The organism is Halosimplex carlsbadense 2-9-1 (genome assembly GCF_000337455.1).
Lineage (GTDB): Archaea > Halobacteriota > Halobacteria > Halobacteriales > Haloarculaceae > Halosimplex > Halosimplex carlsbadense.
Genome location: NZ_AOIU01000040.1, coordinates 1 through 19,045, shown reverse-complemented (window position 1 = coordinate 19,045; position 19,045 = coordinate 1). Strand labels below are relative to the sequence as shown.

The following is a 19,045-nucleotide window of genomic DNA, read 5'->3' as shown; positions in this document are numbered from 1 at the left end:
CGGGTGGGAATGCAGCTGCACCTACCGGCAGCGTCGAGGAACTCATGCAGGTCGCCGAAGACCAGGGCTCAGTTACACCGGCGGAGATCGCCGACATCCTGGACGTCGACGAACTCCCGGTGACCCATACGCAAGAGTGGTCTGTCGGTGACGAGTAACAGCGCTGCGGCTGCCTCTGAGCCGAGGTTTTATCATAGAGGGTTCAGATGGTCGGAACGGATGTCCAATCCTGCTGTTTCCTTCTTCATCAGAAGCAGGTAGCTCACTCAACTTCGTCAGGCACCGCGAACCACACTCAACAGTAGTCTCCCGGCAAAGAGTCATAGCGATACTGTGGCAAATACTTATATGAAACCGCGGGATAGCAAGAAGTGTCCAACTCACCTGCTGTTTCCTCGGTCGTCAGCAGCGGGTGTATAGGTTCTCGACACTGAGAAGCTTCCAGTTGCTCAGAGTTATCAGTAGTCTTTCGACAAGCGGTACCAGCGCTACGGCTGTTTCTGAGAGGTAGTTTTATGAAAACGCCTTCCAATGAAGAGAGTGGATGACCAGTCCTGCTGTTTCCTCCTTCGTCAGCAGCAGCGCTTCGGTCAGTTGAAAAGAATAAAAAGAGGTCTCAGGCCCAATCGTGATCTTCCCAACCCTCATAGTGTTTCAATCGGCTCTTGATCTCGAACGGCTCCCACTCGCATTCGTGGTAGAGCACATCAGCGAGCGCCCCGAACTCGCTGTTGTTCAACTCGATTCCTCGGTTTCCCTTTGACGTGATATAGTCCTCGCTGCGCAGCTCGTTGTAGACCTCGCTGGCCAGCGGGTAGTTGTTCGGGTCGATAGCAGAAATCGAAAGAAGATTCTCCTCGACGATAGGCGAGCCCCACCGATGCTCAGCTATCATTGCGGCGAGGAGGGCACATTTGACCGACGGCTTGAGCATATTCCCTTCTCTTACCCCCGGTTTGATAAAAGTACGTTAACGAGCGTTTACGCTCAGGGAAACATCTATGTGTGCCGAATGGCACACAGTATGTATGAGCGAGTCAACACGCAAACACCCTGCGGAGGAAAAGGACACTAAGGAAGCGCGCCTTGAGAACCCGAGCGGCGTCCTTCACCTCTTTCAGCACGAGAGTGTCCCCATCCTCCTCGATGCTATCCTCACCCTTCCTCCGGGTCGAGAGTTCACCAAGACGGAGTTCGCTGAGCACGCCGGCGTCACCCGGCAGACGGTGAGCAACTACATTGACCTCCTGCTGGAAACCGAGGTCATTGAGGAGGTCCCGAACACGTCACCCCGCCGCTACCAGCTCGCCAATAGCGAGGTCGTCCAGGAACTCTTCGAACTCAACAGCGCGCTGAACGTCGCCGGGGAGTAGCCGTACTGCCGCCCATTTAATCGTCGAAGCGATGAAGGAGGTTTAGAAACCCACCTACTCTGGCGAACACTTTTCAGATAGGTACCAGATAGACAGTTCCATGTCCGAGGCTACGGAGAACGAGCATCCGACGAAACAAGACCGGATACTTGCTGGTGTGATCGCGGTCGCTTGGGTGGTAATGGGAACGCTTGGATCAGTCAGTTCAACCAGCGGTACTGCAGGAATTAGCGAACAGATGGGCGCGCTCGCAGGGACGCTCTTCGTGGCGGCAGTCATCTACGTCATTCTGGTTAATGTCATCAAATGGTACCACTCCTGAATACACCAGCAGCCATCTGTAGACACTAAACCGTATATCGATATAGGAATTATTCAGCAACGAGGAGATTCTTGGTTACGTAACCAGTAATCAATTACTGGATACAGAGACGGTAAGCGATTTCAGAAATCGTCTGTCTGTTCGAGCACGGCCTGTCGTCGCGCTTTGGTAGCATCTTCGTAGACCTCAGGAAGCGTCTCCTGGAGACCGACGCGCATCAGGAGGCGGGCAACATCGCTCTGTGTGACATCGCTCGTGTCGGTATCGGTGTCGAGTACCTCACCGAGGGTGCCGGCGATCTCCGGAAGCTCGCCAGCTTCTTCCAGCCCGACCAGCAGCGCTTTGAGTCGTGCATCCCGGACGTTGATGTTCTCAGGAGAGTCTCCAGCTTCGATGGCCAGTAGCGCACTCTTGATTGCTTCAGTCCGGTTCTGTCCTTCATTATCTTGAGAAGGAGCTGCCTCAGTGTTGGTGCGGTGCTTCTGTTTCGATTCTTGCAGAAGTTCTTCTGCTGCTTCTTCGTCGTTAGTCATGGCTGATTGCTTCGAGGAGGGTCGCTGTATTCGTCCGGTAGGCATCCCGCGCCCGTTTACCTGTCGCGTATAGCTCATCATCGGTGGCTGCGAAGAGTGTCTTCCCCTGACCTTGGAGATTACTGATATTCTGAGATTTGGCGACTGGTTCGGCAGCCGCTTCAGGATAGGCGGCCTCGATCTCCTCGACGAAGTCTGCCGATTGCTTCGTCCGAGCGGTGATCATCGTCGGGATCACCATGGCGAGGTGGGGGTGGACATCGCGTGTGTCAAGAACGTCAGCAAGTTCATCCCGGATGCTCTCCAGGTCCTCACGAAGGTTTTCGAGCTGCCGACGTTCGAACTTCCCCGGGCAGAGAGGCGTGACGATGTGTTCCGCTGCGAATATACCGTTGAGCGAGACGTTGTCCTCTTTCCCGGGCAAATCGAAGATGACGAGATCGTACCGGTCTGTGAGGTGAGTCTCGACAAATTCAGCGAGTTTGAGATACCGTTCTTCGACAGGGGCGGAAGCCAGGTTGTTATCTGCACCCGATAGCCCGGAGTCTGACGGGATCAGGTCTGGCCCTTCAGCGGTCTCGTAGACCATGCGGTCAACGATATCAGGGATGTTCTCGGCGATGAAATCCCAATCATCACCGAAGACCGCTGAGATTGGTGCATCCGGATCCTCAATCGAATCACCCAAACCGAATTGCGTCGCTAAATCGTTCTGCGTCCCGGAAAGGTCGATTAACACAACATCGAGGCCGTGCTCACGGGCGGCCGCGACACCCATGTGAGCGGCCGATGTCGTCTTGCCAACACCGCCTTTCCCGACGTAGAACGCCGCCGTCTTTGTGTTACGCATTACGGTTACAGTAATTGATTACTGATCACATAAAACTACGTCAGACAATCAGGAGATTATCCAAAAGGGGAGCGTTGCGTGGGTCAGCGTAGCAGCTTGTAGATGTGCTTATTGTAGGTGGTTCGAACCTTGTCGCCCCAATTGTGGGTATAGTCGTCCATTGCCTCCTCCCCCTTATCGCCACGGATGAACTGAACGAAGACGTCGTCATTTGTCCGGTCTCGCATGTAGGTCGTGAAGAAGTGCCGGAAGTAGTGTGGACTAACGTTCATGGCCTTACTGTTGTCTGAGTCCCACCAACCCCGCTCTTCGGTTGCATTCGTCACTATCGTGTGAACTCGACCGTTACTCATCCGGTCACCAACCTGAGTGCGAACGTGCCCAATGAGTCGGGTCACGAATGGATTGCCAGGATGGTTTTGCGGTTCTGGTCGGATGGCCAGCCAGAAGACCAGGACCTTCTTCAGCTCGTCGTCGATGGGAATAATCGTTGCTCGCTTTCGTTTGTTGCTCGCCACGCGGCGCTCTCCGTTCGTGACCTGGCCAGCCTGCATGTTGGTGTGGGCTTCGATGTAAATCGAGTCCGGTTGGTCCGCGATCTCCGGCCGGAGCGGTGGGAAGAGGTCCTTCACACGTGGGTCATCGATATGGACATCGCGCATATCGATATTACAGAGTTCGCCAACTCTGATGCCAGTTTTAATCAGAAGCATGATTACAACCAGAGTGATCGGGTTGTCGATCTGCTGGATGAACTCACGCATCTGCGGGATGGTGATTTCCCGCTTGTAGTCCTTCGAGGAGTCGCCGAAGTCATAGTTGTCCATAGCGAGTTTCATCGGGTTGACCTCAAACGTCCCCCGCTCGTTGAAGTGGCCGTAGAATCTACTCATCACGCCAGCGTACTTCTCAGCAGTATCAACGTCCAGGTCGGGATCGTTCACCATCTCCTCGATGAGTTCTCGACACTCGTGTCGCGTCGCATCACCGGCCTCTAAGCCCCTTTGCTCTAAGAACGGACGAAGGTGATTGTTCAGCACTTGTTCGTATCCATCGACGCTGTTCTTCCCAAGGCCACTGCTCCGGAGGTTCTCCACGTACGCGTCGATGGGGTCATCCGGTGCTGGTGGATCAGCGGCGCTCATTCCAGATAGTACCCCCCGTGTGCGGCCGAGTGTTTGATACGGTCGTCACTATCCAGCAGCTCGAAAATTTGTTGTTCAACCTTCGCCAGGACCTGCTCGGAGATCTCCTCGTGAGAGAGGGCCCCGTCGGCGTCCGTGGGAACTGCATCGAGTACTTCCTGTTCGAGAGCGAGGCCGCCCTTCCCCTCCATCTCCTCTTCAAGTGCGACAATCTGCTTCCGGCCGGCGATGAGTGTGATCCGACCGTACTCGCTCATCGTCATCGAGCGCTCCTCGGCTTCCTCTCTCACGGTCACCTTCATCTCTGGCGACATTGCAACCGCCAGATTGACCGACTTTACTGATCGTTCGGACATACGGTTGTTTTGAGGTGTTTCTTTATAAAACTCAGTAAAACGATCCAGAAAGTTGCTAAGAACTCTCGGGGGATTTTGACCTCAGAGAAATATATGCTCATTACCCGAGAGTTCCTGCTTTAGTCGAAACCCTAACCGCAAGACTGCAACGGTATACGATGTGTTGATCATAGCATATAGACCAGAATATTTCGTGCACTATAGAATCGGTCGTGCTGTCAGTCGGAGGACCATACTATCAGTAGGAATATGATAGAATCGTCGTGCTATTAGTCGGAGGACTATGCTATCAGTAGGAACTAACAGAATACTGTTGTTTTGAAGGGGCGGCGCTCACAGCATGCTGTACACAAAGTTACCGGAACGAAAAATCGAGACCAATTCACTACCACCGTATCATCAACTACGAGATCTCCGATCGGCAGAGCTGTCTGTCGAAGTGTTTGCCGGACTGGATCAGAATCGGCTCGGGTTCTGAGCTGCTGGTTCGCGTGAGAAACCTTAGAAGACCCATCTCCGACACGTTAACCCTACCCCCTACATCCAGAGAAACAGCTGCAAACCACATTCTATGTTCCGGATAGCCGGGTTTGAGCCTCTTCGGCCGCCGCCGGGAGTCGCCCGATGCGTACTGACCTGGCGTCGACGGAGTCGGCCTTGCCTGACACCGGGGCATCGACGAGCCACTCTGACCCCGGAGAGTCGTCGAGGTACGCTGCCGCCGGAGAATCTACAGGTGCTTGATGCGCGAAGACGAACGTCGCCCACTGCCGGAACAGCTCTGACTCAGACAGCAGGTGCTCGTAGTCCGGTGGCCAGTCAAATAGCTCCCAACTCCCGTCTCTCCCTAGGAGCTCCCTCTCCTCCTGGATAGCTGTCCAGAAGAAGAGGTCCACCCCTCTGACCGGCGTACGAGGGGGTGCGTCCCCATTCACGTACGAGTCTTCGTCGGTGCGCGGCTCGTCGAGGTCGCTCCCGGCCGCCCACCAGGGCTCGATGTGCGCCTCCCACTTCCGGTCAGAGGTCGGCTCGACCACGGCGTAGGCGGCCAGTTTCCCGATGTGCCGGCCGTACGAGGAGCCGGAGATGCCCGCTCGATCGATGATCTCCGACCGCCCGAGCGGGTTTTCAGCACCGAGCAGTACCGACACCATCTCCCGGGCGGTCTTCGGGAGATCGGGGAGCAGCCGCTCGGCGGGCAGTTGACTCAGTCCATACGCGATGTCGTCTACGGTCAGCACGTCGCCACCCCGCTGGCGACCGATGCTCAGCATCATTTCCGCCACGTCGTACGGTGATGCACCCCGGTCTTCGGAGCCGAGGGTGGCGATGCACACCCGGACGAGACGCCGAACGTCGCGGATAGCCTCGCTTCTGAAGTCCTTCTTTTCGGCGTACTCCTCGATCACGTTCTTGATGGCGGCGTAGGAGTTCCCCTCGACGACCGGTACCTCCAGGACGGGAGCTTCCTCGTTTCCGTTGAGGATCTGTTCCCGGACATTGTCCGCCTCTCGCTCAATTGCTTCCTGAATGTCCTCCGTTAGAAGCGTCGCGTCAGGTCCCGAGACCACCCAACTCGCAGTCAGGTCCGCCATCGGATCTTCGGGTGAGACCTCACACGGGAGGCGGGCCCGTAGCTTCTCAGGGTCATCCTCTAGGAGAAGACGATACAACGAATGACAGCCGTACACGGCGTTTTTCGGTGCTGTATACTGGAAGAAGTCGAGGAAGTCCCCGTACCGCTTCTCGTCTGCGAGCAGCTGGTAGGTGTCCGGCATCCGGATGTTGATCGTCACGTCGATGCCGGCCGCGTTGTAGAGGTGCGTAGCCGAGGCAAGCAGTCCGTGGAGATCTCGGTAGAGGTCCTGCCGCTCCTCGTACTTCTTCGTCCCGGCAAGGTCTCCGAGACGTTCTAAGCACAGCGATTTGACCTTCCCATACCGTTCGCGGAAATTGTCATAGTCCAACTCGTCCTCCGAGAACCAGCCGATTTGGGCACCCCGCTGGATGACACTCTCCACGGCCTCCTCGAAGGCTCCCTCGTACACCTCCTGGAACTCCTTCCCGAACGCTCCCTCGGTGAGGACCTTCCCCATCGCCTTGTCAGAAAGGAGCGCGCCGGCGATACGAGCGAGTGTCGGCAGCGACTTCCCCCACTGCGTGGCGACGAGCATCGTGTCGTCAAAACACGAGAGGTACGCCACGCGGCCGTCATCGAAGGGATCGAGTTCGTGATCCACGCAGGTGACGCCCTCAACGCGACGACCTGCGAGAAGGCGATGGTGCATTGCCCAAGCGTCGAGCCGATCTGACGGGCCGTCCAGCCACTGGACGTACTCTGCATCCCCTTTGGGATCGCCTGTGTCGGCCAGGTGACCTTCTGCCGCCGGGGTTGGGGTGGCGGGGGGGGTCATGTCGCTGTTGGCGCGACACACTGTACTTGTGCGCAGCTGAGGGGTTCCAGTAAGGCCGGTCCGCAATCGGGAGTGGAGAGGGTGCCGAAGCCCGTAGTCAGACGTTATGAGCCGCTCTACAGCCACTTCACCAATCTCAGTGAGTTCCACCTGGTTGTACTCGCCATCCGTGATGGCAACGAGACCGCGCTCTGCGAGGTCCTGGACGTACGGGTCGATGGAGCTGGCCGACAGCCCGATCTCATCGTCACGGCGGAGGTCACGTACCTCACGGCTTTCTCCAGGGCGTAGGTTGGCAAGCAGGCGAATCTTCCCCTTGCGCGGGGGTAGGTCCTCGATGGCGTTCCACGCCTCGATGACCGCTTGCTCTTTCTCGCTCGCTGCCGCGGGGGAGGACACGTGGGAGGACCTCTCCTCAGCCTCAGTAAGACAGATATTCGCCTCATGCCAGTTGCCGAACCGTCGCTGCAGGATGTTCTCGCAGCGTGATGAGAGTGCCACACGCACGTCGAAGCCCGCACCGAGAGCCGAGATGGTGGCGAGCGCACGAGCGCCCGTCTCGCGGTCCTGAAGGTCCTGCCAAGCGGCCCCGTCGAGGAAGAGAACGATGGGCGTCGGTCGGTCGTCAACGTGCTCGTGGAGGCGGACAGGTCCCTTTGCGAGAGCTTCGACGCCGGCGTTGGTCGCCCCGCGACCCGTGCCGATCTGCGTGGCGTTCCGCACCGGGTCGTTGCCGAGCCGGTCAGCCATCGCCACGATCTCGTCCTCGTTGAGGACGTCCACCAGCCGAGCCCCACCCTCGAAACGGTCGTGCTGCTGGTCGGTCAGCTCTTTTCTCAGTGTGCTCTCCGGGAGCGTGTCCGCCAGCGCTGCCGCGCGGTACTGGAGCAGCACGTCGTCACCGGGCTCCACTTTGTCGCCTACGAGCGCCAGTTGGAACAGGTCGAGAGCGTACTGCGCGGCCTCGGCCTCTCCGTCGCTCCACCCGCCCGTCTCCTCCCAACGTCCGCCCATTGGCAGGTCAAGGATCTCCTCCTGGAGCACTTCTCGACCGAACGTCCCGAGACGTGTATCCGCATCCTCGCCGCCAGTATGCTCCGCGACGAGCTCACGGACCGCCCGGACGCTCGATGGCAGGATCTCCTGGAGGAGACCCGGCAGCCACTCGGTAAGCTGCGGCCCCACGTTAGTGATGCGCAGCGCTTCATCTGGAGCGGGGTCACCGGCCCCGATTCGTCGAACACCACGATTCGGGACCGATGACAGCGTGCTTTCTGCCGAATTCTGTGGGGGACTTGTACCGCTCATCGGTCCTTGTCCACCCCCTGAAGGAACCGCTCAAAGATTTCACTACAACTGCTGCAGACCGTATAACTCGCGTTCAAATCGAATTCTGACTTCTGAACGTTGAGCGAGATCTCGATGCCAAGGGCAGGACGCTCCAGTTCCTCCTCACAGGAACAGCATTCATCTACAGAATTAATGTAGGTCTCGTAGACCGGGACCCTGAGTCCGTATTCCTCCGTAGGAGTCCGTTCCCAAGAATGCGTGAGGTCAAAGACCCTATCGCCACACTCCTCGCAAAGTCGTACATGAGTGGCTGGCGTGCCCGGGATAGTAAATTCCAGAGAGGGCTCAGGATAAACAGAGAACCAATATCGGTCCTCTCCTAACACATCCGAACATAGTGGGCAGGTCTCGGCCCAATCAACGAGTTGGACTACCTGTTGAGGAGTTGCTTCTTCCGGGTCTGCTAACTCCACGAGTTCAGGGATGAGCTGCAACTCGACCTGCGAGGAATGCTGCACGCTCATCTACCGACACCTCGCGTGCAAACCGCCGTTGGGTCCTGCAGATATGACTCTCTAAACATGGTGGAGATCGCGCGTCCGTGGCAATGCTCACCCCTCGTAACGAGCGACGTAGCTGTGGCTCGCCGGCGAGGCGAACATTTTTCACCCGGCAACGAGAAGGAAGAGGTGTTCAGGCTTCTCCCTCTCTCAGGCCGAGCAGCGGTGGGTTCGTCCTTCGTTTCTTTGTGTATCAATAGATGCGGGTTATGTAAAAGGCTAAGGTTAGGCGTCATACATCCCTCAGATATACTAGATGATCGGCTTCCTGCAGAAGAGGGACTCAATCCGCAAATCACTGCACTTCCCTCCCGTAGTCCCGATCTTCGCTGTCGGTTTCAGCGGGCTGGATTGCCCTCCCCTGGTTTCGCTGTTTCGAGCAGCCGAGATCTCGAAACGCTCCCTGCGACGGGCGCACGGCCCCGCACCTCACGCAAACGAACTCGGTCAGCCCGTGGACTTGCTGTTCTTTCAAGAAATGGCCGTTGCGGGCGTCGATATCTTCATTGAGGAGTTTCGGTAAGCCGTGTCTCGGGGGGACCTGTCCGGACTCTTGCCCGTTCGTATCGTCGTCGGAATTGGATTCGCGCTTGATCATGGATGTCTCGTATTCCACAGAGACACCGCTCACAGAGCCAGGGCTAACCGTGGCGGAACGCTTATGTTAGCGGCGTGAAAACCAGTAGGGTGAGTGACTCCCGGTTTTCACACCTCGTAGCGGTGCGTGTGGTTTGCTTCTTTCTTCTTATGATATCAGGCCTCGCTGTCTAGAAACCCCGGGTTGACCTGTACAGCAAGATATCACCAGCATCCACACTGCGTAACAGTAGCGTAACAACAGCTTATAACCTAAGCTCCGGGATTTTTGCCGCCCGATACGTTCTGATACGGTGTAGCGATGTCTCCCCGGCCACAAGTCAACACTCGGCTGCCAGAGGAGCTTGCCGACACTCTCGAAGATTTCGCCGATGAACACGACCTGTCGAAGGCAGAAGCAGCACGGCGGTTCATCAGGGTGGGAATGAGCGAACATGGGTGCGCTCCAAGTGCCCTACCAGCAAGTAACAGTCCGGCCACTTCTGAAGAGGGTCGAGGAGTTGCTTCAACTCTTGCTGATGAATTCATCAACTATGCCCTGCTTGGCGCAGTAGGGGTCATACTGGCATTCATTTCCCCTGGACTAGTACTCAGTTCATTCGGATGGGCGATGGGCTTCCTAGGTACTTCTGTGGCGATCGTCGGTCTAATCGCTCGGTGCACCCGTGCTTGGAGTGGGTTCGTGTCTGTGGAAGACGTTCTTCCGACGATCAGCAGGGTGAGTGAGTGATGTGGGATAGTTCTGACGACGAGGTTGACTCAGTCCAACAGCAAACGCTCCGCCAGCTCGTCAACGCCAAGGAGGAGGCACGGAACGCTGTGAGGACTGCCCAAGCGGAGTGTGAAGAGAAGCACGGCCAGGACGAGAACGATATGTTTCGGGCATGGGTGAATGGGGAGATACGAGCCTTCTTACGGGAACTACGTGCTATTAGGCAGAATTTCAATGAGGATGGGTTGGAGGAGGATTATTGGGACGGTTTCCCAATTGGGACCTGTGAGCTCCCCGATGGGAGGGCAGTCACATTCAGCGGTATCGATGATGTTGTAGCGCTCGAACATCCAATCCAAATAGAAGTTGAGCAAAGCAGTCCTGGTTATGGTGGCGGAACCGAAACTGTCTCTCAGAAGTACTACCTTCCGACTCGTATCTACGTAGAAGCCTACTACGCGGGAGTTTCATGGATGGCGGACGTTGGCCTACTCCCTGAGAAAGGCATAGCAGTCGGTCCCGAAGCCAATCCTGTGGACTCTGCAGGGAGATTCAATGGTTGATAGCTCTCCATTCCCATCAGAGAGCAAACGACGTGATCCTATAACCCCCCCACACACCCCCGCCCCCCACCACCAGGAAGCCCATCAATTCAATTTGAATATCGTATGGGGAGGGGGAAATCGGGTCGTGGTGTGGGGACCGGGAGGAGATGAACGAAAACAAAGATCGATCAGGATCGACGTCGACGAACTGAGAAGCCAGAGAACGAAACCACGCCGAGTCAGTACGCCGTCGAGATCGTCAACGCCGAGAGTGGGGCTCAACGTCGAGTCCATCGCGTGTGCGGATGAGTTGTCTCAGGAGGGGTCGTTGTGAGGACGTTATACCCGGTTACATTCATCATCTCGTTAGCGGTCGCTATCATGATCATCCAGATGAGTGGTCTCACCTCTATTCTGATGGGCGGGGACAGCGTTGGGATGATTCGAGCTGACGACGAACTCTCGGAGAGTGTTGACAACACCTCTATGAATACTACTGGATCACCAGATTCCTCCAGCAATGGTGGCTTTTTCCAGTTCGTTACGGGCGGGCTGACGAAGTTGATCAACTTTGCCGAGATGGTGTTGATCCTACCTGAGACCCTGACCGCACTGCCGCTGTTTCCGTGGTGGTTCGCGTACCCGATCGGGATCGCCGGCGAGGCGGTCGTAGTCATCGGTATAGCCGAAACTGCAGCCAATCGGGAGTGGACCTAACAATGCCAAGATTCGGACTACCCGGCCCAATCCAACGACGGATCGATCGACTTCGGAACGGTTCCGACGACAGCTCGAACAGCAGCGACAGTGAGGAATCATCCGGAGGTGATGAGAACAGCGGGTCGAACTCGACATCATCCAGTTCGACATCAAGTCCATCTCCGGACCCGGGGAGTTCTCTCCCCGATAGGGCACCCGATCGTGTGCGCGAACAGATTGACCGACGGACTGGTGGGTCGGGCACGACGGGTTCCAGTGGATCGGGCGATTCTTCGAGTTCGTCATCTTCCTCTGGACGGTCAGGGTCAGCCGGTGGAGGGTTCGCTCCCGCACCTGACGTTGACCCCGTCGCGCCGGAGCCCGAACCTGATTCTGAACCGGAGCCGACACAGCCCGACGATGGCGTAACGGGTGGCGGCTTCACTCCGTCTCCGGACGTCGATCCTGTCTCTCCCGAGCCCGAACCAGAACCCGACCCGGAACCCGATCCCGAACCTGAGCCAGAATCGCCCGATACCGATGGTAGTGCTGGTGGCGGGTTCGCTCCCGCACCTGACGTTGATCCCGTCGCGCCGGAACCCGATCCAGATCCTGAGCCGGAGCCGACACAGCCCGACGACGGCGGAACGGGTGGCGGCTTCACTCCGTCTCCGGACGTCGATCCTGTCTCTCCCGAGGCCGAACCAGAACCCGACCCGGAACCCGAACCAGAGTCGCCCGACACCGATAGTAGTGCTGGTGGCGGGTTCGCTCCCGATCCGGACGTTGATCCCATCGCACCGGATACTGGTGAGTCGCAGAGCGGTTCTGAAGGGACAGACAGCGGGAGTGGCGATGATACGAGTGGATCAGCTGGCGACTCGGAAACACCACGAGCAGATCAGGGCAGTGCGGGCGGTGGGGTCGCACCGCCTACAGATACCGGCCAAACCGAGACAGAGCCAAACGAACCGGATGCACCCGAAGGTGCCGGCGAAGCCTTCGAGGAGAACCGCGAGGTAATTGACGCCCTCTCAGGACAGCGGACAGCACAGCAACAGGAAACACAACGTGCTCTTGCCGATGCCCGTGAGAATTTCCTTCCAGACTATAATGAGCGCGTGATTGACGAGTTGAGCGGTTTCAGAACCGCCCAACAGCGCGCAAAAATGCAACTCCGCGCGCCGGATGTGGAGGTGGTTGAGCCGGGTGTGGGCGAGCTGAATCAGCAGCAGAACAACACTGGATTCCTTGCCGGTGTCGGCAATTCGCTGTTCGGCAATGCCGACCGGATCAGGACGACCACGCGATCCACTCAGGCACCGGAGCCGGGCCTGTCCGGTGACGATATCGTCGAGGCGACCGCCCCCGGTGGAGAGTCGAACATCGAGTTTGACACAGAGATTACCGACGATCTCACTCGCGGCGGCATTCTTTCGGAGCGGCCCGACACCAGCGAGGGGCTACTGCCCGGCACGGTCGGCCCGATCAACCTCTCCGAACAGGGCTTTCGCACCGCCAGCGAGAATGTCAGTAGCTACACCGAATCCTTCGAAGAAAACGAGCCGGTGACTATCGCCGGCAGCGAGCTGCCCGAGAACGTCCTCCAGGGGCTGGCCGGCGCTGGCGTCGAGGCGGCGGCAGGGATCACACAGGCACCGGCATTCGCGGATACCGCGGTCGAAATGGCGACGCAAGCACCTGGCGAGGTGCGCGAAGAGGGTGCCGTCGACGTGGCGCAAGCCGTCGGCCGACTCGGGCTCGTCACCGGCCAGGAAACCGTGCGTGGGGTCCGTGAGAACCCCGTCGAAAGCACCGCGACGCTCGTCGGGAGCGCGGCGGTGAGCGCCGGGACTGGTGCCGCGTTGGGCCGTGGCAGTCGGGTGTTCCGCGATCGCGTTCGGACGCTCGGTGGCCAGCGGCTCGACCTGGAAGACCTGACGCCGGAGTCTGTCGCTCGGTACCAGCGGACTGGCGGTGCCGAGGGTGAGCGGTTCCCCGGTGCCGAAGACCCGGACCAGTACCAGTCCGATCCTGCCGAGGCGGTCCGCCAGCAGGCCGAACAACCCGAAGCCGTGCAAGACCTCTTCGACGACGACGGCACGATCTTGACCAAGGCGCTCGGCGTCGAACCCGAAGGCCCCGGCCGTGGTCGCGCCGGCCAGGGCTTCCAGTCCGTGCCTGGCGAGAGCCTCGAAGAGTTCGACTATGAGACGCCGGGCAGTTTCGTGGGACCGGATGTGTCGCCGAACTTCCTTGGCATTGAACAGCGCGCCGGATTCAGCCTTCGTCCCGGGCTGCCGGGTCTCGGGAGCCAACCGACCGGCCTACTCGTCCGAACGGACGTTGAGAATCCAGATGCTGATACGCTCGACGGGTTCAACCAAGAGATGATCGACCGCGGTGGAGAAACTACCGCCGTCACCAAGCCTTCAGATGAAGTGAACCCCGGCGAAATCGAGGCAGTAGTGCCGCCCGGTGCGGAGTTCGCCGACGTCGGGGGCGGCCCAATTCGAAACACGCTTCGAAGCCTTGGGATCGGGTCAGACCTGTACACTGAGGTTCAGGGCCGACGAGTCCCGCTACGTGGTGTAGTTCCCGATGCAGACGCCGACACCGACACGCCACCCACTCAGTTCGGTTTCGACAATCGTGCTCAGGCCGATCTTTCAGGTAGACGTGGCCCCGGACCAGCTTTCACTGGAACGCTCGACGAGCTGAGTGGAACGTATCGACGCGGGACGGATCGACCGTTCCCTGTTGTTCCTGTCGAGCAAACCAGTACGCAACCAGCTGAGTCTCCGGAAGACTTAGCAGAACTGTCAAACGCTCTCTCGGAGTCATCTGAATCCTTCGATAGTAGTGGTTCCGTGCCCGATCCATCGACCGCTCCCACCAGCTCGTTTGATGGGTCGAGTGTTTCTCCATCTGGTGGATTGTCCGATGGTGGAACAGGAAGCTCACCCACCGAGCCGAGCTCTATCCCGAGTGGTGGGTCGGGCGGTCCGCTCGGAGGTTCCGGCGGTAGTAGCACACCGAGCGATCCGGGAGAGCCGACGCCACCAACGAGCCCGCCGAGTACGCCCCCGAGCGAGCCGGGAGAGCCGACGCCACCAACGAGCCCGCCAAGCACGCCCCCGAGCGAGCCATCGGATTGGCCACCGTCATCGCCACCAGGACCCCCGAACCCACCGTCATCGCCGCCAGGGCCACCGAACCCACCGACGGAGCCACCAACACGCCCACCACGATACCGTCCAGAGCGTGACGGACCAGATCAACCAGATGTCTTCAGGCAGCGGGATGTTGATGAGAAGTCTGAGCTCATCGACTCCGGGATCGCATCGCCGGAAGAGTTGCTCGGGGGGTCAGTATTCGGCAGCGCAGAAAGTGATAGCGAGACCGTGTTTGGCGGGAGTGGTGATGTCTTCGGTAGGAGTAACGGTGAGCCGTTCAGCGGCAACGACGGCGATGTGTTCGGTGGAGGCAACGGCAACGTGTTCGGCAGCGACGGCGACGTATTCGGCAGCGGCGGCTTAGGTGAGGAGTGGGAGTTATGAGCCTCAGCGAAGACGAACGGGAGTCTCTCGATGCACTCCTCAGCATTTTCATCCATACGATCGCTGAGAACGAGGAACTACACGACGACCGCGTAGTAGTTGACCACCGGATACGAGATCTCGCTATCGGCTTCTGTGCCGGGTTCCTCTACTATCGGCGTCGAGGCCAAAACGTGGGGACCAGCGAACTCAACGAGATCGAGGAGCTCGTGTACGACCGATCTTCAGACCTACGACGAGCAATTGAGCAGGCAGGGGCTCGTAGCAGCCATCTTAACTAAAGGACATCTGGCAGCTCAAGTCTTCAGAGCAGCCGTGAGAGTAATCCTCCATCATCAGATTCACTCGTCTGACTTGACTCGATATAATCGTATACATCTTCACGGATCGACGGGTGAGCATCCAGATACTCCTCGACAAGCCACACAGAGCCAGTTTTCTGATAGACAAACAGCCCCGGTACTTCATACGCATTCATCGCTTTCATCCCCTCACCAAGAGCCTCTACTTGGGTCTGTGGATTGCGATTGTCTCTCCAGCCTCGGCGGGTTTCACTATCGACTTTCACAGCCACCTCGTATGGATATTTCCGAAACTCCCGGTTTGAGTGTCTACTACGCACCATGACGCCAGATTCGTACACCTCACGGAACTCTGCTTGACACTCCTCGCAGTACTTATATTCTCGATTAGGTGCTATGAAGGGGTAATCTGCATCGGTAGCACCACACCTGGCGCATTAACCCATAGGATCTCATTACACTGGCCTATCATAAATTTGCAGCACACTTGAGATTACAGATGATGAAGAAGTATACGCCAGTTTTGATCTCTGTTAGCTTAGCAGTTCACCGTGGTCGAGGCGGTCCCTCACCGTTGGACCGATGCTGCAGGTAGTATCTCCCGGCGTCAACCCCGGGGTTCGCAGTCCGAAAGACGGGTTCCAGCGGCGAAAAAGAAGCTATCGAGGGATTACTCGCCGATTGCGCGTTGCGCGATGGTCAGTGCAGCCGACCGGTCCCGGCAGACCTCTTCGACCGGGCAGTCGGGCGTAGTACATAGGAGGGTCTTCTCGCGGACCTCGCCGGCCTCACTACACACATGGCACTGTTGGGTCGAACCTTTCGGGTCTACATTGGCGACCGGGAGGCCCACCTCGTTGGCTCGGACGACGAGCGCCTCTCGGAACGCCGGGAGCAGCCACGCACCGAGTTCTCTAGAGGTTCGCTGCTCCCATAGTGCGACCTCGCTGTAATAGAGGTCCTCCAGGACGAGCAGTGGCGTCGGGAACTGGCGAGCGTACTCCACGACCTGTTCGACGCCGTCGGAGATCTCGGCCTGCATCGATTCCCAAACCGCGGCGACGAGTTGGCTTTGCCCCCTCGTGGTGTCGAACGTGGCCTCCTCCAGCGCGTGCGTGGCCCCGACGAGTGCGGCGTATTGTTCACGAACCTCCTCCCCGGAGACGACGAGTGCTTCGTCCGGCTCGCGGCCAGCTGGAGCAGCGACGGCAAGGTACCACTCGCCGAGATCGACACCGACCGCAGTGTAGCCCGTCCCGTGCCGACGTGGGGGCGTAGGCGACTCGTGAGCGGGATCAAGAGCGGCAGCCGTCTCCTGACCCGCCTGATCGGCTCCGGACATCACCGTCCCTCCAGAAGCGTCTCGACTGCTTCACGAGAGCTGTAGCCGACACCGCCGACCTCGTACTCGGTATGCATCTCACCGTTCTCGGTCCGGACGATACGCGCAGTCACGCGAGATTCAGTCGTCCGCATTGGCCACCTCCAGGCGGCGTTCGAGTTCTTCACCGGCTTGGTAGAGCGAAGCACCAAGCTCGCGTGCTTGTTCTGGAGTGAGTTGGATGAGACCACCAGCGCGAAGACCGCCATCACCGGGATCGCCGTCTCTGCCTTCGAAGCAGAGGTTGACGTCGGTGGTGTCGTAAAAAACGGTCACGGTCCGTTCGGAGAACTTCTCGTCCGGGAAGGCTCCGCCACTGAACTCATTCCCCCAACTCGTAGTGAGCGTTGACGGGGTGAACTCACCAGTGGTGTATCCGCCGTCTTCGAGAGGAGCCCACTCTTCGACGTTGTCGATGTCGTAGTCTTCCTGCTCCCACCGGGTCGCAGCGAGAGCGGCTACCGAACTCAGGAAATCCCGTCGATGCATCAGGCATCACCCCGTTCAGTGTGGTGAGCGGCTAATATGAGGTCTTCTGCAAACTGACGGGCGCGTTGCGGTGAAAGACCGAGCCAGAGAGTCACGGCCTCATTGTAGGCGCAGACCTCCAGAGTTGACTCATCAGCTCCATCGTGGTGGGTCGCAGTAATGTCGATTTGCGCATCCTGGCCCTCGCATTTAATCGCGGCATCGGACCAAACCGGTTCACGGGAGTCGATCGACATTCGGCTCCCACCAAGAGGGGTTACGTCGACGTCGATTCTGTCTCCCTGTGGCGATGCATCATCGCTGTCGGGACCTTCAAGGTCCCGTGAGTTGGATTCGCACATGCTTCGTTGGTAGCGAAGCACGGTCGAGGGCGCTCCTACGCCCCGGCCACTCTCTACGGTGAACCGTCCCGTGCTCAGTGACTACTCATTCATCCACCCACTAATAGGTTTGCTTTGTTGCTAACGTTGTTGCCATAGCTAAGTATTATGTAGCCGTCAAAGCTAATGTCCAAGTGAATGCCATCCGACCAGCTGACCGTGAGTCAATATCGTGCGGTCATGACAACTACGGATCGAGAGCGAATCGCCGGGGAAGCAGATGTTGATGACTCAAAGCGATATCAGGCGATTACCCGAGTCCGCAATCGGATCGAGGAGTTAGAAACTGACGTTCAAATTCTCGAAGAGCACCACCCCGACCTCCTCGACGAGCTCCGCGGTGTCGTCTGTGGCGATAGCCCGGCTGACCTCAGCTTCACCCCGCTCGGGAGCAAAAACGTTAGCTACGGCCCAAGCTCGCGCGCTGACGCTGCCTTCGTCCTCCGCGTGGGTACTGAGGACGGCACTGTCGAACTCCACCTGGACGAAGATGAAATGTACGAGCTCTGGACCGAGGTTCAACACACACCCTGGCCGGATACTCTCGACGAACAGGAGGAGGCCGGTAGACTCCGGCAACGGCTCGTCGATCTCGCTATGGGCGCAGATGAAGAGATGCTTCGAGACGCGCTCAACGCGCTTGATCCCCACTGGCGGGAACGATGAGCGGCTCTGATCAAGATGGAGCTGGCATATGGCGAATCGCACCATACAAGAAGCAATGACTGAGAGAGAGCAAGAACGTGCCATCGCACGTGTGGTGGCGAACATCGATGGCGTCAGTGACCGTATTATCGACGGTCTCGACGAAGAGTTCAGTACCCCGATGGCGATCGCAGAAGCATCACCAAACGAACTGCAACGAGTTGACGGAATCGGTCCGGCTATCGCCAGGAGGATCTATCGCCGAACTGACTCTGCGCGGAAGCATCCGGAGCTACACACCACCGACATCTACGGCGGGCGACGGGAGCGTGGTTTTCGTGGCTGATGAATCCCGCGACGACCATGAGATGCGAGAAGAGGAATATCCAGTCGAACCACCGACCGACCACGAGGAGTTGGTTCAGGACATCGAGGAGCTCCAAGATGATAGGGAGTAACTCGGAGGAAGGTGGGTTTCGGGGCGACCGCTCGGGGTCACGCGTCGACGAAAGCCGATCCCCGAAATTGCACACGTGGCACGAACCGGCGTGTGCAAATCGGTCGGACTTCGAGGTTCGAGCGGAACGGGGATCGACGTGATCATGCCGGGGGCCACACGGGAGTATATAAACAAGAGCCGTTTCAGTAACTCGCTCACAACCCGAAAACACGAGCGTGTGCAAAAATGAGGATTCGAGATACGGATAAGCGGCAGCGCGAGTGGGAGATGCTCCAAGAGGCGACCGGCGAGAAAACGCGCTCCAAAGCGATTGATGCTGCCGTACGGTACTACCTAAAGATGGCGGGTGGGAATGCAGCTGCACCTACCGGCAGCGTCGAGGAACTCATGCAGGTCGCCGAAGACCAGGGCTCAGTTACACCGGCGGAGATC

At 58.3% G+C, this 19,045-nt stretch carries 19 protein-coding genes; 8 read left to right on the top strand and 11 right to left on the bottom strand.

The window, feature by feature from the left end:
* Window positions 1-616 precede the first annotated feature (616 nt).
* Window positions 617-934: a hypothetical protein gene (locus C475_RS18595; protein ID WP_006885425.1), complete on the bottom strand. Its 318-nt coding sequence runs from the start codon at window positions 932-934 to the stop codon at window positions 617-619.
* Between the two features lie 94 nt (window positions 935-1,028).
* Here C475_RS18595 and C475_RS18590 point away from each other — a divergent pair, with 94 nt between their 5' ends.
* Complete coding sequence (locus C475_RS18590; protein ID WP_006885424.1) at window positions 1,029-1,373, top strand: helix-turn-helix domain-containing protein; 345 nt, start codon at window positions 1,029-1,031, stop codon at window positions 1,371-1,373.
* A gap of 100 nt (window positions 1,374-1,473) precedes the next feature.
* Window positions 1,474-1,695: a hypothetical protein gene (locus tag C475_RS18585; protein WP_049930943.1), complete on the top strand. Its 222-nt coding sequence runs from the start codon at window positions 1,474-1,476 to the stop codon at window positions 1,693-1,695.
* A gap of 122 nt (window positions 1,696-1,817) precedes the next feature.
* Here the strand turns inward: C475_RS18585 and C475_RS18580 are convergent, their stop codons facing one another.
* The 7 genes from C475_RS18580 to C475_RS23380 form a co-directional block, all read right to left on the bottom strand.
* Window positions 1,818-2,228, bottom strand: coding sequence for a hypothetical protein (locus C475_RS18580; protein WP_006885423.1), 411 nt, complete (start codon window positions 2,226-2,228; stop codon window positions 1,818-1,820).
* The gene (locus C475_RS18575; protein ID WP_049930941.1) at window positions 2,221-3,078 is read right to left on the bottom strand and encodes a ParA family protein; all 858 of its coding nucleotides are present in this window, start codon (window positions 3,076-3,078) and stop codon (window positions 2,221-2,223) included. The genes C475_RS18580 and C475_RS18575 overlap by 8 nt, the downstream gene beginning before the upstream one ends.
* Before the next feature lie 83 nt (window positions 3,079-3,161).
* Window positions 3,162-4,223, bottom strand: a complete 1,062-nt coding sequence (locus tag C475_RS18570; protein WP_082223360.1) for a tyrosine-type recombinase/integrase — start codon at window positions 4,221-4,223, stop codon at window positions 3,162-3,164.
* Window positions 4,220-4,579: a DUF5805 domain-containing protein gene (locus C475_RS18565; RefSeq protein WP_049930937.1), complete on the bottom strand. Its 360-nt coding sequence runs from the start codon at window positions 4,577-4,579 to the stop codon at window positions 4,220-4,222. The genes C475_RS18570 and C475_RS18565 overlap by 4 nt, the downstream gene beginning before the upstream one ends.
* Before the next feature lie 569 nt (window positions 4,580-5,148).
* The gene (locus C475_RS18560) at window positions 5,149-8,301 is read right to left on the bottom strand and encodes a plasmid replication protein RepH (RefSeq protein ID WP_152436504.1); all 3,153 of its coding nucleotides are present in this window, start codon (window positions 8,299-8,301) and stop codon (window positions 5,149-5,151) included.
* Window positions 8,298-8,807: a hypothetical protein gene (locus tag C475_RS23385; RefSeq protein WP_152436503.1), complete on the bottom strand. Its 510-nt coding sequence runs from the start codon at window positions 8,805-8,807 to the stop codon at window positions 8,298-8,300. Before C475_RS23385 ends, C475_RS18560 begins: the two co-directional genes overlap by 4 nt.
* Window positions 8,808-9,138: 331 nt before the next feature.
* Window positions 9,139-9,459: a hypothetical protein gene (locus tag C475_RS23380; RefSeq protein WP_152436502.1), complete on the bottom strand. Its 321-nt coding sequence runs from the start codon at window positions 9,457-9,459 to the stop codon at window positions 9,139-9,141.
* Between the two features lie 710 nt (window positions 9,460-10,169).
* On the opposite strand from C475_RS23380, the gene C475_RS23375 reads away from it, so the two are divergent.
* From C475_RS23375 to C475_RS18535, 4 genes are all read left to right on the top strand, one after another.
* Complete coding sequence (locus tag C475_RS23375; protein WP_152436501.1) at window positions 10,170-10,715, top strand: hypothetical protein; 546 nt, start codon at window positions 10,170-10,172, stop codon at window positions 10,713-10,715.
* 363 nt (window positions 10,716-11,078) lie between these two features.
* A complete protein-coding gene (locus C475_RS18550; RefSeq protein WP_152436500.1) occupies window positions 11,079-11,414 on the top strand; it encodes a hypothetical protein in 336 nt (111 codons plus the stop codon).
* Window positions 11,415-12,565: 1,151 nt separating this feature from the next.
* The gene (locus tag C475_RS23370) at window positions 12,566-14,956 is read left to right on the top strand and encodes a hypothetical protein (protein ID WP_152436499.1); all 2,391 of its coding nucleotides are present in this window, start codon (window positions 12,566-12,568) and stop codon (window positions 14,954-14,956) included.
* Window positions 14,953-15,237: a hypothetical protein gene (locus C475_RS18535; protein ID WP_006885414.1), complete on the top strand. Its 285-nt coding sequence runs from the start codon at window positions 14,953-14,955 to the stop codon at window positions 15,235-15,237. Before C475_RS23370 ends, C475_RS18535 begins: the two co-directional genes overlap by 4 nt.
* A gap of 23 nt (window positions 15,238-15,260) precedes the next feature.
* On the opposite strand, the gene C475_RS23365 is transcribed toward C475_RS18535, so the two are convergent.
* The 3 genes from C475_RS23365 to C475_RS18520 all read right to left on the bottom strand — a co-directional run bounded on the left by C475_RS23365 (window position 15,261) and on the right by C475_RS18520 (window position 17,128).
* Window positions 15,261-15,524, bottom strand: a complete 264-nt coding sequence (locus tag C475_RS23365; protein WP_152436498.1) for a hypothetical protein — start codon at window positions 15,522-15,524, stop codon at window positions 15,261-15,263.
* Between the two features lie 404 nt (window positions 15,525-15,928).
* Window positions 15,929-16,600 carry a zinc ribbon domain-containing protein gene (locus tag C475_RS18525; RefSeq protein WP_006885412.1) on the bottom strand — a complete coding sequence of 224 codons (672 nt, stop codon included), beginning with the start codon at window positions 16,598-16,600 and terminating at the stop codon, window positions 15,929-15,931.
* Between the two features lie 120 nt (window positions 16,601-16,720).
* Window positions 16,721-17,128, bottom strand: coding sequence for a hypothetical protein (locus tag C475_RS18520; protein ID WP_006885410.1), 408 nt, complete (start codon window positions 17,126-17,128; stop codon window positions 16,721-16,723).
* Between the two features lie 518 nt (window positions 17,129-17,646).
* On the opposite strand from C475_RS18520, the gene C475_RS24980 reads away from it, so the two are divergent.
* Both C475_RS24980 and C475_RS23355 read left to right on the top strand, forming a co-directional pair.
* Complete coding sequence (locus tag C475_RS24980; protein WP_235728480.1) at window positions 17,647-18,174, top strand: hypothetical protein; 528 nt, start codon at window positions 17,647-17,649, stop codon at window positions 18,172-18,174.
* A 55-nt stretch (window positions 18,175-18,229) separates the two neighbouring features.
* The gene (locus C475_RS23355) at window positions 18,230-18,499 is read left to right on the top strand and encodes a helix-hairpin-helix domain-containing protein (protein ID WP_161625216.1); all 270 of its coding nucleotides are present in this window, start codon (window positions 18,230-18,232) and stop codon (window positions 18,497-18,499) included.
* Window positions 18,500-19,045: the final 546 nt, after the last annotated feature.